The sequence below is a fragment of the Streptomyces hokutonensis genome, assembly GCF_000376565.1.
GTDB lineage: Bacteria > Actinomycetota > Actinomycetes > Streptomycetales > Streptomycetaceae > Streptomyces > Streptomyces hokutonensis.
In genome coordinates, this window is sequence record NZ_BARG01000058.1 from 94,681 (window position 1) to 108,883 (window position 14,203).

Consider the following 14,203-nt stretch of genomic DNA (forward strand, 5'->3'; position numbering starts at 1 on the left):
GCCGCTCGCGCGGCACGCTGGCCCATATGACCGTACGCATCCCCTACGCCGACCCGGCGGCCTCCGGCGGCGAGAAGTTCGACGAGCCGTTGCCGCCGGCCCGCTTCGCCTACGACAGACACACCTGGAAGGAGATCGCGCATCTCCTGACGAATCTGCCGGTGTCGGTGTTCGGCTTCGTCTATGTGGTGACGATGCTGTCCGTCAGCGGCGGGCTGACCGTCACCGTGGTCGGGTTCCCGCTGCTCGCGCTGGGGTTGATGGGCGCGCGGCTGATCGGGAAGTTCGAGCGGGGCCGGGCCCGGCGGCTGCTCGGGGTGCGGATCGAGGAGCCGAGCCCGTTGCCGTTGCGCAAGGGCGGCGGGCTGGTGCAGCGGGTGTGGATGGCGCTGAAGGATCCGGTGGGCTGGCGGACGGTGCTGTACGACGGGATGCGGCTGCCGTGGGGCATCGCCACCTTCACGATCACGCTGACGTCGTTGTTCGTGCTGTGGCCGGTGCTGCCGTTCATCGCGCGGGGGTTGACGAACGTGGACCGGGCGATGGTGCGCGGTCTCCTGTCCCCCTCCGACGAACTGGAGCGCCGTATCGCCGAGTTGGAGTCGGACCGGGGGGTCGTGGTCGACACGGCGGCGGCGGATCTGCGGCGGATCGAGCGGGATCTGCACGACGGGGCGCAGGCCCGGCTGGTCAATCTGGCCATGGGACTCGGTCTGGCCAAGGAGAAGCTGCTGGAGGGGCAGGCGGACGAGCATGTCGCGGCGATGGTCGACGAGGCGCACGGCGAGGTGAAGCTCGCGCTGCAGGAGCTGCGGGACCTGGCGCGCGGGATCCATCCCGCCGTCCTCACCGACCGCGGGCTCGACGCGGCCCTGTCCTCCGTCGCCTCGCGCTGCACGGTGCCGGTGAAGGTGACGGCCGAGCTGGGGGCACGGCCTGCGGCGGCGATCGAGGGGATCGCGTACTTCACCGTGTCCGAGCTGCTGCAGAACATCAGCAAGCACAGTGGCGCCCGTACCGCGTCGGTGGACGTGTGGCGGGCGGACGACCGGCTGCTGATCCAGGTGTGGGACGACGGCCGCGGCGGCGCGCGCCTCGACGGCGGCACCGGCATGCGCGGCCTCGCCGAGCGGCTGGGCGCCGTGGACGGCCTGTTCGTCCTCGACTCCCCGCCGGGCGGCCCCACGACGGTCACGGCGGAGCTGCCCTGGCGACCCCGGACCGCCGAGCCGGGCCGGGGGTAGGGAAAACCCCCCTCCGAGGACGCCGACGGACTCCATGGCCCGTGGACCTGCGACCGAGCAGTGTGGAGATACGACAGCAGGGCTGCGGAAACCACCCGACCGCGCGAGCGGGCGGACGACTAGGACAGGACTACGCCGATGGCCACGGAGTACGGACAGGGGTACGGATCGCACGGCACGGTCGGCCTCGACGAGCGGCGTCGGCACCGGCTGCCGGCCGCGCTGCGCGCACCCCTGGAGGCACGCAGCTGGCGCGAGTTCGGATACGTACTGCTGAGTCTGCCGATCAGCATCATGCTCTTCACCTACGCGATCACGATGGTGTCGCTGGGCGCGGGCCTGCTGATCACGTTCCTCGGCGTACCGGTCCTGGCGGGAGCCCTGGCCGGCTGCCGCGGCTTCGGCGCGCTGGAGCGGGCTCGGGCCCGCCGGCTGCTCGGCCTGGACGTAGCCGACCCCGAGCCGCTGCGGATGAGGAAGAACGGCCCGATGGCCTGGATGGGCGCCGTCCTCAAGAGCGGCACATCCTGGCGCCACCTCCTGTATGCGGTGCTGCACTTCCCGTGGGCGGTCTTCTCCTTCGTCGTCGCCCTCAACTTCTGGGCCTACGGCTGGGCCCTGCTGACGTACCCGCTGTGGTTCTGGCTCTTCCCGATGTACGGCGGCCAGGGCGGCCTCCAGCTCTACGGCGACGGGCAGCACCGGATCTACCTCGACAACCCGTTCGAGATCACGGTGACCGCGCTGGTCGGACTGCTGTTCACGCTGGCCACGCCGTGGATCGTACGGGCGCTGACGATGGTGGACCGGCTGATGGTGCACGGGCTGCTGGGACCGTCGAAGCTGGCGACGCGGGTCGTGGAGCTGGAGTGGGACCGGGGGGTCGTGGTCGACACGGCGGCGGCGGATCTGCGGCGCATCGAGCGCGATCTGCACGACGGGGCGCAGGCCCGGCTGGTGGCTCTGGCCATGGATCTGGGGCTGGCGAAGGAGAAGCTGACGGAGGACCCGCAGGCCGCAGCGCGGATGGTGGGCGAGGCGCACGGCGAGGTGAAGACGGCGTTGCAGGAGCTGCGGGACCTGGCCCGCGGGATCCATCCCGCCGTCCTCACCGACCGCGGGCTCGACGCGGCCCTGTCCTCCGTCGCCTCGCGCTGCACGGTGCCGGTGAAGGTGGACGTGGACCTGCCGTCGCGGCCGGCCGCCGCGATCGAGGGCATCGCCTACTTCACCGTCTCCGAGCTGCTGCAGAACATCAGCAAGCACGCGAAGGCCACCTGGGCGGCGGTCGACGTGTGGCGGGTGGAGAACCGGCTGATGCTCCAGGTCGTGGACAACGGGGTGGGCGGCGCGGATGCCTCCGGCGGTTCGGGGCTGGCCGGTCTCGCCGGTCGGCTGGACGCGGTGGACGGCATCCTGGTGGTCGACTCACCGGCGGGCGGCCCGACCAGGATCACGGCGGAACTGCCCTGGCGGGGCTGAGCACCGACCACGAGCGTGCCGTGGACCCGGGATGTCCCCGGGCCCACGGCACGCGCCTACGCCGGATCACCCACCGCCAGCACCACCTTCCCCCGGTTCCGCCCCTCCCCCAGCAGCCGGTGCGCCTCCGCAGTGTCCGCCAGCGCGTACTCCTCCGTGACATCGATCCGTACGGCACCGGAGGCGGCCAGTGCCAGTGCGGCGAGCGCGTGGGTGCGCACCGTGTCCGGGGCGCGGCGGGCGAGGTCGCCGATGTTGTAGCCGGTGAGGGTGCGGTTGTTCTTCCAGATCGGGAGGACGGGGAGCTGGAGGTCGGGGTGACGGGCCGCTTCGCCGTAGACCGCGACGCGGCCGAAGGGGGCCAGGACCTCGAAGCTCGCCAGCCGGGTGGGGCCGCCGACCGGGTCGAGGACGATGTCGACGCCCCGGCCGGAGGTGGCCGCGAGGACCGCCTCGGGGAAGCCCTCACGGACGAACACCTCGTCGTAGCCGAACGAACGGCGCGCATACTCCGCCTTCTCCGGCGTGCTGACGGTGCCGTAGACCTCGGAGGCCCCCAACGCCCGGGCAAGCTGCGCCGCCACACCACCGACACCGCCCGCCGCAGCGTGGACGAGAACCGTGTCGCCGGGGGCGATGCGAGCCGCGCCGACCAGCACGCCGTAGGCCGTCGTCAGAACGAGCGCGGCACCACCGGCGGTACGCAGATCGAGGCCGACCAGGAGCGGGAACGTGAACGTCGCCGGAGCCACCGCGTACTCCGCGTAGCCCCCGCCGTCCGGGAGGTACGCCGTCACCGGGTCGCCGACCGAGAACCCGGTCACGCCCTCGCCCAGGGCCGCCACCCGGCCGGAGGCCTCCAGGCCTGTGACGGTCTCGCCGTCGGGCTCGCCGAAGTCGCCGAGGCGGTGCTGTATCTCGCCGTAGTTGACGCCGGCGTAGGCGACGCGGATGAGGATCTCGCCGGGGCCCGGCTCGGGGTCGGGGAGGTCGACGAGGCGCAGTACCTCCGGTCCGCCGGTCACCTTGAACGCGCTCGCCCGCATGGGCCCACCCCTCCGTGTCGAGTGCCCGGTGCCCGGTGATCGGGACCGGGTCGTGCGGAAAGCCGAAACCTGCGATCTCCTGTCTCTATTCCGGCCCTCCGGAGGGGCGCGCCCGGTCCGAAATCCACTCGCCCGGACGCACCGCGGTCCGAATACTGGAATGCTGGACTTGTCGCGCGGACGGGCAGGGCGGGCTATGGGGGGCCGAACATCGTGGAGGACAGGGTGCGGGTGGTCATCGCCGAGGATTCAGTGCTGCTGAGGGAGGGCCTGACCCGGTTGCTGACCGACCGCGGACACGACGTGGTGGCCGGGGTGGGCGACGGGGACGCGCTGGTCAAGACGATCACCGAGCTGGCCGACCAGGGCGCGCTGCCGGACGTGGTGGTGGCCGATGTGCGGATGCCGCCGACCCACACGGACGAGGGCGTACGGGCGGCCGTGGAGCTGCGCAAGGCGCATCCCGGTCTCGGTGTGCTGGTGCTGTCGCAGTACGTGGAGGAGCGCTACGCCACCGAACTGCTGGCCGGTTCCACCCATGGCGTGGGCTATCTGCTGAAGGACCGGGTGGCGGAGGTGCGGGAGTTCGTCGACGCGGTGGTGCGGGTGGCCTCGGGGGGTACGGCGCTGGACCCGGAGGTGGTCGCGCAGTTGCTGGGGCGCAGCCGCAAGCAGGACGTGCTGGTACGGCTCACCCCGCGGGAGCGCGAGGTGCTGGGCCTGATGGCGGAGGGGCGGACGAACTCCGCGATAGCCCGGCAGCTGGTGGTGAGCGACGGCGCGGTCGAGAAGCACGTCAGCAACATCTTCCTGAAGCTGGGACTGTCGCCGAGTGACGGGGATCACCGGCGTGTTCTGGCCGTCCTCACCTACCTCAACTCCTGACAAACTGACACCGTGTCAGACATCAGCCGTTAGTCGAGCCGAGAACCGGACAATGCATGAGGAGCGTCTTCAAGGGAAGCGTCGGGGGGCGAGAAATCATGACAAGTCAGGTTGTCAAGCCGTCTCAAAACAGCGTCCATCATGCGAACGGCCCAAGGAAGGCGACCCTTACGGACGTAGGGTTGATCCTGGGAGGGTCGGCGGTTCGACCATGCCCGGACAGCGTCCTCGAAGAGGAGGTCCAGTTCAGTGACCAGCCAGGTCAGTAGCCCAGCGGAACAGGCCGACGGAGCCGACAGCACGTTGGTCGGGGAGCAACGCAAACCGGCGGGGGTGAAGGACGTCCACCGCCTGGACCGGGTGATCATCCGGTTCGCCGGTGACTCGGGCGACGGTATGCAGCTCACCGGTGACCGCTTCACCTCGGAGACGGCGTCCTTCGGGAACGACCTCTCCACACTGCCGAACTTCCCGGCCGAGATCCGCGCCCCCGCAGGCACCCTGCCGGGGGTTTCGTCGTTCCAACTGCATTTCGCCGACCACGACATCCTGACCCCGGGCGACGCGCCCAACGTGCTGGTCGCGATGAATCCGGCCGCCCTGAAGGCGAACATCGCCGATGTGCCGCGCGGCGCCGAGATCATCGTCAACACGGACGAGTTCACCAAACGGGCGCTGCAGAAGGTGGGTTACTCCGCCTCGCCCCTCGACGACGGCTCGCTGGACGGCTACAGCCTCCACCCCGTCCCCCTCACCACCCTGACCGTAGAGGCGCTCAAGGACTTCGGCCTGACCCGCAAGGAGGCCGAGCGCAGCAAGAACATGTTCGCGCTGGGCCTGCTGTCGTGGATGTACCACCGGCCGACCGAGGGCACCGAGAAGTTCCTCAAGTCGAAGTTCGCGAAGAAGCCCGAGATCGCGGCGGCCAACATCGCGGCGTTCAGGGCGGGTTGGAACTTCGGCGAGACGACGGAGGACTTCGCGGTCTCCTACGAGGTCGCCCCGGCCGCCACCGCGTTCCCGACCGGCACCTACCGCAACATCTCCGGGAACCTCGCCCTGTCCTACGGCTTGGTCGCCGCGTCCCAGCAGGCGGACCTGCCGCTCTTCCTCGGCTCGTACCCGATCACCCCGGCCTCCGACATCCTGCACGAGCTGAGCCGGCACAAGAACTTCGGCGTACGGACCTTCCAGGCCGAGGACGAGATCGCGGGCATCGGCGCGGCACTGGGCGCGGCCTTCGGCGGCTCGCTGGCCGTGACGACGACGAGTGGCCCGGGTGTGGCGCTCAAGTCGGAGACCATCGGCCTCGCCGTCTCCCTCGAGCTCCCGCTCCTCATCCTGGACATCCAGCGCGGCGGCCCCTCCACCGGCCTCCCGACCAAGACCGAACAGGCCGACCTGCTCCAGGCGATGTTCGGGCGCAACGGCGAGGCGCCGGTCCCGATCGTCGCCCCGTGCACTCCGGCCGACTGCTTCGACGCGGCGCTCGAGGCCGCGCGGATCGCGCTCACCTACCGCACCCCGGTGATGCTCCTCTCCGACGGCTACCTGGCCAACGGCTCCGAGCCCTGGCGCATCCCCGACATCGACGAACTCCCGGACCTCACCGTCCAGTTCGCCCAGGGCCCGAACCACACCCTGGACGACGGCACCGAGGTCTTCTGGCCCTACAAACGCGACCCGCAGACCCTCGCCCGCCCCTGGGCCGTCCCCGGCACGCCCGGCCTGGAACACCGCATCGGCGGCATCGAGAAGCAGGACGGCACGGGCAACATCTCCTACGACCCCGCCAACCACGACTTCATGGTCCGCACCCGGCAGGCCAAGATCGACGGCATCGACGTACCGGACCTGGAGGTCGACGACCCGCACGAGGCGCGCACGCTGGTCCTCGGCTGGGGCTCGACGTTCGGCCCGATCACGGCGGCGGTACGGCGCCTGCGCGCCTCCGGCGAGTCCATCGCCCAGGCGCATCTGCGCCACCTCAACCCCTTCCCGCGGAATCTCGGCGCGGTCCTGAAGCGTTACGACAGAGTCGTGATCCCCGAGATGAACCTCGGCCAGCTCGCCACGCTGGTCCGGGCGAAGTACCTGGTCGACGCGCACTCGTACAACCAGGTGAACGGCATGCCGTTCAAGGCTGAGCAGCTCGCCACGGCTCTCAAGGAGGCCATCGATGGCTGAGACGTCCACGGAAGGCACGGGCACGATCGAGGCACTTTCGCTCGTCCCCAAGGCCGAGGCAGTGCAGTCCATGAAGGACTTCAAGTCCGATCAGGAAGTGCGCTGGTGCCCCGGCTGCGGTGACTACGCGATCCTCGCGGCGGTGCAGGGTTTCATGCCGGAACTGGGTCTCGCCAAGGAGAACATCGTCTTCGTCTCCGGCATCGGCTGCTCCTCCCGCTTCCCGTACTACATGAACACGTACGGAATGCACTCGATCCACGGCCGCGCGCCTGCCATCGCGACCGGACTCGCCTCGTCCAGGCGGGACTTGAGCGTCTGGGTGGTGACGGGCGACGGCGACGCGCTGTCGATCGGCGGCAACCACCTGATCCACGCGTTGCGCCGCAACGTGAACCTGAAGATCCTCCTCTTCAACAACCGGATCTACGGCCTGACGAAGGGCCAGTACTCGCCGACCTCGGAGGTCGGGAAGATCACGAAGTCGACGCCGATGGGTTCGCTGGACGCCCCCTTCAACCCGGTGTCGCTGGCGATCGGCGCGGAGGCGTCCTTCGTGGCCCGCACGATCGACTCCGACCGCAAACACCTCACCCAGGTCCTGCGCGAGGCGGCGGCCCACCCCGGCACCGCCCTGGTCGAGATCTACCAGAACTGCAACATCTTCAACGACGGCGCCTTCGACGCGCTGAAGGACCGCCAGCAGGCCGAGGAGGCGGTGATCCGCCTCGAACACGGACAGCCGATCCGATTCGGCGCGGACGGCGCGCGGGGCGTCGTACGGGACGCGACGACGGGTGACCTGAAGGTGGTCGACGTGACGCCGGAGAACGAGTCCCAGATCTTGGTCCACGACGCCCACGCGACGTCCCCGACCACCGCCTTCGCCCTGTCCCGCCTGGCCGACCCGGACACCCTGCACCACACGCCGATCGGTGTGCTGCGGTCGGTGGAGCGGCCTGTCTACGACACACAGATGGCGGACCAGCTCGACTCGGCGATCGTGCAGAACGGGAAGGGTGACTTGGCCGCGCTGCTCGCCGGCGGGGACACCTGGACTGTGGTGGGCTGACGGTTCCGGTCATACGGAAGGGCCGGGGTGCGGATCTCGCATCCCGGCCCTCGGTGTCGTACAGGTCAGGCCTCGGGGATGTCCCGCTTGGCCCGCAGAAGGGTGTCGCGGGTGATGACGACGATGCGCTCATAGTCGGCTCGGGCCGCGTCGGCGGGGAGCAGGGCGTCGAGCTCCTCGGTCCGGTCGGTCCCGATCACCGCGAAGTTGCCGTCACTCAACTCGAAGAGGTCCGGGCACGTTTCGCCCGTCAAGGAGCCTCGTTGGCGGGGAGAGTCGCCGAGACGGCGAGTGATGCGGACAGACCGGGACTCTTTGCTTGGCACTGAGGCGTCCTCTTCCTTACCGGGCCCCAACTCTGGGCCCCCCAGCCCCAAACGATAGAAGCTACCCCAGGTCACGTGGGTTACACCTGGATCAAGTGGGCTCCGTGTCCGGTCCGACGACCCACCATTCGTCGGGGTCATCCCTGAGTTCATCCATGATCGCGTCAACGGCCCTGCCCACAGTCGCCTCCAGCGACTCGCGCGGCAGACTCTTGCGATGGTCGCGGGTCAGTTCCCAGTACTCCTGGAAGACGAGGTTGCGGCACAACACGCGTAGGTGGCCCAAGAGTTCGTCCCGCCCGATGGCACCCACGCGATGGTTCAGCAGGATTTTCGCGTACTGCATGTTGGCGAAGAGCAACTGCCGACGCCTGTTTCCCGAGGGATCCGGCAGGGTGCTCATGGCCTCCGCCAGCAGCGGATCGGCGATCGCGCGGTCCGTCTGTGCCTCGGCGATGCGATGCAGCTGAATCAGGTTGGCGTTCCGGAGCTCCTCGGCGAGGGACGCGACCTGGCGGAGAAGCTCGCGTACCAGCGGCTCCAGACCGCCGGCACCGTCCCCTCCAGCTGAATCGTTCCTTCGCCCATCCGAATTCTCTGTGGCCAATGCGAACCCCCGAGTCAGGCATCCGAACGTCGGCCTGCGGACTCGTGGGCGGCACGAGAAACCGGCGCGCGGTTGGGCACAACGCCCCGCCCCCAGCATGCCCCGCGATTCAAGACAGCGTGAGAGGCGGAGAGGGGGCGCATGGATGGACGTGCCGCTCATGTCAACCGGCGCCCTGACATCTGTGTGCCCGGCGAGCGCCCGCCGCATTCCTGTGCCGGAGGCGTCCGCGCTGCTCAGCCGCGGCTCTTCGCCTCGTCGTAGGCCTCCCGCGCCTTCTCGACCTCCCCCATGCGTGACTCCGTCCACAGGGCCAGCGCCCGTACCTGTTCCGCCGCCTCGCGGCCCAGGTCGGTGAGGGAGTAGTCGACCCGCGGCGGGATCACGGGCTTGGCGTCGCGGTGGACCAGGCCGTCGCGTTCCAGGGTCTGGAGGGTCTGCGCCAGCATCTTCTCGCTGACCTGCCGCACCGTCCCGACCGCCCGGCGGAGTTCGCTGAAGCGGTAGGGGCGGTCGAGGAGTTCGATGAGGACGAGGACGCCCCAGCGGGAGGTCACGTGTTCCAGGACCAGGCGGTACGGGCACATGACCGCGCCCACGGTGTACTTGCCCGCCACCTTGTCTGCCACCTCGCTGCTTACCGTCATGCCAGTACCTTACTTCAAAGTGGGTACTTTCCCAGAGTTAGCGCACCTCCTAGGGTTAGTGCCATCGCACCCCACAAGGAGTTGTCATCATGAGCATCGTCGTCACCGGAGCCACCGGCCACCTCGGCCGCCTCGTCGTGGAACAGCTGCTGGAGAAGGTTCCGGCCGACCAGATCACCGCCGTCGTGCGCACCCCGGAGAAGGCCGCCGACTTCGCCGAGCGCGGGGTGAAGATCGTGGTCGCGGACTACAACGCCCCGGAGACCTTCGGCTCCGTCTTCGCCGCCGGCGACAAGGTGCTGCTCATCTCCGGCAACGAGTTCGACAAGGGCCGCGTCGGGCAGCACAAGGTCGTCATCGAGGCCGCGAAGGCCGCCGGCGCGGCGCTGCTCGCGTACACCAGCGCCCCCGGCTCGCTCACCGCCGCCCTGGCCGACGACCACCGCGGCACCGAGGAGGCCCTGCTCGCCTCCGGTCTGCCGTACACCCTGCTGCGCAACGGCTGGTACAACGAGAACTACACCGAGCAGCTGGCCCCGGTCCTGGAGCACGGCGCCGTCGTGAACGCCGCCGGTGCCGGCCGGGTCTCCTCCGCCTCCCGCGCCGACTACGCCGCGGCCGCCGCCGCCGTACTGACCGGCGAGGGCCACGAGAACCAGACGTACGAACTGGGCGGCGACGAGGCCTGGGGCTTCGCCGAGTACGCGGCCGAGCTGAGCCGGCAGACCGGCAAGGAGATCGCCCACAACAACGTCCCCGGCGAGGTCCTCGTCGGCATCCTCACCGGCGCCGGGCTGCCCGAGCCGTTCGCCGCGATCCTCGCGGGTGTCGACGCCTCCATCGAGAAGGGCGAGCTGGTCGTCGCGACCGGTGACCTGTCCCGTCTCTCCGGCCGTCCGACCACGCCGATCGCCGAGTCGATCGCGCTGGCGCTCAAGGGCTGACACCGCCCGCGCACGGGGCACCCCCGCCTGTCATGACCGTATGGCGATACGGGCATGACAGACGGGGGCGCTCGGCGCTACCTTCGTGCAGGCTGCACCGACGCGGCCGGGGCGTGGCGCGCGAAGGAGGGGCCCGTGAGCGGGAAGCCGAGCGGGAGGCCGAAGGGCGAACAGCACCACATAGGGCTGCTGAACGGCTTCGCGGCCTACGGCATGTGGGGACTGGTCCCGCTGTTCTGGCCGCTGCTCAAGCCGGCCGGCGCCGCCGAGATCCTCGCGCACCGCATGGTGTGGTCGCTCGCCTTCGTCGTCGTGGCGCTGCTCGTGGTCCGGCGCTGGGCCTGGATCGGCGAACTGCTGCGCCAGCCACGGAAGTTGGGGCTCGTCGCGATCGCCGCGGGCTTCATCACCGTCAACTGGGGCGTCTACATCTGGGCCGTGAACAGCGGCCATGTCGTCGAGGCCTCGCTCGGCTACTTCATCAACCCTCTCGTCACCATCGCGATCGGCGTCCTGCTCCTGAAGGAACGGCTGCGCCCGGTGCAGTGGGCCGCGGTCGGCGTCGGTCTCGCCGCCGTGATCGTGCTGACCGTCGGCTACGGACAGCCGCCGTGGATCTCCCTCTGCCTCGCCTTCTCCTTCGCGACCTACGGCCTGGTGAAGAAGAAGGTCAACCTCGGCGGCATCGAGTCGCTGGCCGCGGAGACCGCGATCCAGTTCCTGCCGGCGCTCGGCTATCTGCTGTGGCTGGGCGCGCACGGCGACGCGACCTTCGCGCAGGAGGGCGTCGGCCACGCCGCGCTGCTCGCCTCCACCGGCATCGTCACCGCACTCCCCCTCGTCTGCTTCGGCGCGGCGGCGATCCGGGTGCCGTTGTCGACGCTGGGCCTGCTCCAGTACCTGGCACCGGTCTTCCAGTTCCTGCTCGGCATCCTCTACTTCCACGAGTCCATGCCACCCGCACGCTGGGCGGGCTTCGCGCTGGTGTGGCTGGCCCTCGTCCTGCTGACGACGGACGCGTGGCGCACTGCGCGGAAGGGCAAGGCCGCAGCGGCGGCGGCAGCGGTCACAGTCCTGCGGGACCCGCACCCGGTGGACCCGGTCGAGGCGTAGCGCGGCGGACCCACCCAGGTCGGCGGCGACTGTCAGCGCCGGGTGCCACAGTGGATGGCATGACACAGACTCCCGAGCCGACAGGCACCCCCGCCCCGGTCCACTGGAAGCTCGTCATCGACGCCGCCGACCCGCACGCGCAGGCGGACTTCTGGGCCGCGGCGCTGCACTACGAGGCCGAGGACAACGGCGCGCTCGTCGAACGGCTCCTGGGACTGGGCGCGTTGCCCGCCGCCGCGACCGTCGAGTTCCACGGCCGCCCGGCCTTCCGCGACCTGATGGCCGTACGGCATCCCGACGACCCGTACGACAAGGAGCGCGGCACCGGGCTCGGCCGGCGGCTGCTGTTCCAGCGGGTGCCGGAGGCGAAGACCGTCAAGAACCGGCTGCACATCGATCTGCATCCGGGGGAAGGACGGCGGGAGGCCGAGGTCGAACGGCTGACGGGGCTGGGCGCGAGCGTGCTGCGCCAGGTGTCGGAGCCCGCCGGCGCGTGGGTGGTGATGGCAGACCCGGAGGGCAACGAGTTCTGCGTGTCGTAGGCCTTTCCCGCGGCCTCCCCGCGGCGGGGTTCAGTCGGCGGCCCGGCGGGCGCGTTCGGTGAGGCGGCCCATGCGGGCGCGGGCGGACTCCAGTTGCTCGATGTCGTCGACGGCGGGGCCGTCCTCGGTGGCGAGTTCGGTCCACAGGTCGATCAGGGCGCGGCCCAGGGACAGGCCCTGCCCGGGGTCGCGTACGGCGCGCCAGGCGGTGGCCGCGCTCTGGACGTTGCCGTAGGCGCCCTCCGCGTCGTGGGCGCGGTGGCGGATGCCGGCGAGGTCGAGGGAGAGGTGGAAGGAGCGGACCGGGTCACCGGCCAAGTAGGCGATGTAGGCGGTGAGTTCGCGCAGCCGCAGCACTTCGAGGTGGTCGGGCCCGAGGGCGCCGGCGGCCTCGTCCACGGTCCGTTCCGCGAGCCCGGCCGCCTCCTCGATCCGGCCCGCCTTCACGGCCTCGTTGATCAGCGCCATCGGCTCCGCGAGAAACGCGACACCTTCTCCGGCGGTCACCACCGGATCGTCCCCGAGCACGGCCTCGGCCACCGCGTCGAAGCCACGGGCGGGCGTCGGCTTGGGGTCCGGTTCGGGAGCGGTGAACACGAGGTCGGGGATGGGGGCGGGGGCGGGCGCGGGTTGGGGGGCACGCTCAGCGGTGAAGGGAAGTGGCTCCGCCGTGAACGGAAGCCGCTCCGCGGCGACCGGCGGTGCGTCCGCGACCGGCGGAAGGACGGGCAGGGCCCGCGGCGGAGCGTCCATGCTCGGCGGCGGGCCGAACTGCCCCGTCGGCGGCTGGACCGAGCCGAGCGGTGTGCCGGTCCCCGCCGACTCCGGTACGGCGGACAGGGGAAACGTCGGCGCGGTCTCCCCCGCCGACTCGGGCACGGCCCGCAAGGGGAACGTCGGGACCACCTGCCCGGCCGCCCCACCCTCCGGTTCCGGCTCGGGCACCGGCACCGCCCGCAGCCGATGCGTGGCCGGGTCACCACCCGGAAGACGGTCCTCGGGCTCCCGCTCCGCCGCTACGACCGCTGCGGGCGCGGACGGAGGGGCAGGCGGGAGCGCGGGCATCTCGCCCACCCCTGCCGCGCCCCCGGTCGCTCCCGTCGCCCGCGGCTCCGCCGTGAAGTGCGTGGAGCCGTCCAGGTCCATCTGGAGGGGGACGACGTAACCGATGCGGTCGTCGTGGATCGTGGCGTGGACGGGGTGGCCGGTGGCCGTGGCGATGCGGTGGAGGTGGGTCAGGACCACCTGCTGGATCTCCTCGCCCGGGGGCACGGTGACCGGCACGCCGCCGATCGACGCGCCGCCCGCGCCCGGGCCGTCCGCGGGGACGCGTACCTCGAAGGGTGACGCCGCGGGTGCCGAGCGTGCCGCTCGCTTCTGTTCCCGCTTCTTCTCGCGGCTGAGTCGAGACATCGGTTCCCTCACTCGCATGCGCCGGGGGGCCGGCCGGCGCTCCCCAGCGTCAAGATCCGTTCGTACGCGTACTGTTGAGTCTCGCCGTTCCCTTCCGGTTCTCAGGTCACCGCGACGTCACAGCCTCGTCCCAGGAGTTCCCGGACCCGTCGCGCCCGTTCGGAGACCGTGAGGATCCGGCGGGGGCCACGAGGGAGGAGCTCGGTCATGCAGACAGGTGGACGGCGGGGGCCGGAGATCTGGCTCCGCGGACCGGTGGACGACGGTCCGCACGCGCGGGCACCGGAAGCACCCGGGCGCGTCTCCAGTATCCCCGCCTCCCCGCGCCGCTTCTCCTGGGTCGCCACCCACGGCGGCGCCGGCGTCACCACCCTCACGGCGGTCTACGGCGGTCAGGACTGCGGACGCGACTGGCCCGGGCCCGAGGACCCGCCGTCGGTGCTGTTCGTCGCCCGTACGCACGCGGCCGGGCTGGCGTCCGTCCTGCGGGCCGTGGAGATGTTCCGGCGCGGTGCGGCGCCGCCCGGCCTGGATCTCGACGCGGTGGTCCTCGTCGCGGACGCGCCGGGGCGACTGCCGCGCGAGCTCGCCGCGTACGTCAAGGCGATCGAGTCGGTGATCGACGTGTACCGGGTGCCCTGGGTACCGGCCTGGCGGCTCGGCGATCTGAGCGGTGAGCCGCCCCGCGACACCGA

Annotated in this window: 14 protein-coding genes; 9 read left to right on the forward strand and 5 right to left on the reverse strand. The window is 70.8% G+C overall.

The genetic code is table 11. The annotated features are described in order from the left end of the window. Positions 1–26: 26 nt before the first annotated feature. Positions 27–1,244 (forward strand): sensor histidine kinase, encoded by a 1,218-nt coding sequence (locus SSP08S_RS35260; RefSeq protein ID WP_019072350.1) that lies wholly within the window; start codon positions 27–29, stop codon positions 1,242–1,244. A gap of 138 nt (positions 1,245–1,382) precedes the next feature. Beyond that, complete coding sequence (locus SSP08S_RS35265; RefSeq protein WP_019072351.1) at positions 1,383–2,726, forward strand: sensor histidine kinase; 1,344 nt, start codon at positions 1,383–1,385, stop codon at positions 2,724–2,726. A 56-nt stretch (positions 2,727–2,782) separates the two neighbouring features. On the opposite strand, the gene SSP08S_RS35270 is transcribed toward SSP08S_RS35265, so the two are convergent. Further along, positions 2,783–3,772 carry a quinone oxidoreductase family protein gene (locus tag SSP08S_RS35270; RefSeq protein WP_019072352.1) on the reverse strand — a complete coding sequence of 330 codons (990 nt, stop codon included), beginning with the start codon at positions 3,770–3,772 and terminating at the stop codon, positions 2,783–2,785. A 225-nt stretch (positions 3,773–3,997) separates the two neighbouring features. Here SSP08S_RS35270 and SSP08S_RS35275 point away from each other — a divergent pair, with 225 nt between their 5' ends. The 3 genes from SSP08S_RS35275 (at position 3,998) to SSP08S_RS35285 (ending at position 7,916) form a co-directional block, all read left to right on the forward strand. Next, a complete protein-coding gene (locus SSP08S_RS35275) occupies positions 3,998–4,657 on the forward strand; it encodes a response regulator transcription factor (protein WP_026179104.1) in 660 nt (219 codons plus the stop codon). Positions 4,658–4,906: 249 nt separating this feature from the next. After that, entirely contained in the window at positions 4,907–6,844 is a 1,938-nt protein-coding gene (locus SSP08S_RS35280) for a 2-oxoacid:acceptor oxidoreductase subunit alpha (RefSeq protein WP_019072354.1), read from the forward strand. Then, positions 6,837–7,916, forward strand: coding sequence for a 2-oxoacid:ferredoxin oxidoreductase subunit beta (locus tag SSP08S_RS35285; RefSeq protein WP_019072355.1), 1,080 nt, complete (start codon positions 6,837–6,839; stop codon positions 7,914–7,916). Before SSP08S_RS35280 ends, SSP08S_RS35285 begins: the two co-directional genes overlap by 8 nt. Positions 7,917–7,981: 65 nt before the next feature. Here the strand turns inward: SSP08S_RS35285 and SSP08S_RS35290 are convergent, their stop codons facing one another. The 3 genes from SSP08S_RS35290 to SSP08S_RS35300 all read right to left on the reverse strand — a co-directional run bounded on the left by SSP08S_RS35290 (position 7,982) and on the right by SSP08S_RS35300 (position 9,496). Continuing rightward, the gene (locus SSP08S_RS35290; protein ID WP_043259900.1) at positions 7,982–8,242 is read right to left on the reverse strand and encodes a hypothetical protein; all 261 of its coding nucleotides are present in this window, start codon (positions 8,240–8,242) and stop codon (positions 7,982–7,984) included. Positions 8,243–8,333: 91 nt separating this feature from the next. Further along, positions 8,334–8,849: a DUF6082 family protein gene (locus SSP08S_RS63740; RefSeq protein ID WP_019072357.1), complete on the reverse strand. Its 516-nt coding sequence runs from the start codon at positions 8,847–8,849 to the stop codon at positions 8,334–8,336. 236 nt (positions 8,850–9,085) lie between these two features. After that, a complete protein-coding gene (locus SSP08S_RS35300; RefSeq protein WP_019072358.1) occupies positions 9,086–9,496 on the reverse strand; it encodes a winged helix-turn-helix transcriptional regulator in 411 nt (136 codons plus the stop codon). A gap of 89 nt (positions 9,497–9,585) precedes the next feature. Between SSP08S_RS35300 and SSP08S_RS35305 the strand changes: the two genes are divergently transcribed. The 3 genes from SSP08S_RS35305 (at position 9,586) to SSP08S_RS35315 (ending at position 12,095) form a co-directional block, all read left to right on the forward strand. Next, positions 9,586–10,440, forward strand: a complete 855-nt coding sequence (locus SSP08S_RS35305) for an SDR family oxidoreductase (RefSeq protein ID WP_019072359.1) — start codon at positions 9,586–9,588, stop codon at positions 10,438–10,440. 135 nt (positions 10,441–10,575) lie between these two features. Continuing rightward, positions 10,576–11,553, forward strand: a complete 978-nt coding sequence (gene rarD / locus SSP08S_RS35310) for an EamA family transporter RarD (protein ID WP_019072360.1) — start codon at positions 10,576–10,578, stop codon at positions 11,551–11,553. Positions 11,554–11,612: 59 nt separating this feature from the next. After that, entirely contained in the window at positions 11,613–12,095 is a 483-nt protein-coding gene (locus tag SSP08S_RS35315; protein WP_019072361.1) for a VOC family protein, read from the forward strand. A gap of 30 nt (positions 12,096–12,125) precedes the next feature. Here SSP08S_RS35315 and SSP08S_RS35320 read toward each other — a convergent pair whose 3' ends face one another. Further along, positions 12,126–13,508: a hypothetical protein gene (locus SSP08S_RS35320; RefSeq protein WP_019072362.1), complete on the reverse strand. Its 1,383-nt coding sequence runs from the start codon at positions 13,506–13,508 to the stop codon at positions 12,126–12,128. A 207-nt stretch (positions 13,509–13,715) separates the two neighbouring features. Between SSP08S_RS35320 and SSP08S_RS35325 the strand changes: the two genes are divergently transcribed. After that, the coding region (locus tag SSP08S_RS35325) for a hypothetical protein (RefSeq protein ID WP_019072363.1) at positions 13,716–14,203 on the forward strand (488 nt) is incomplete at its 3' end.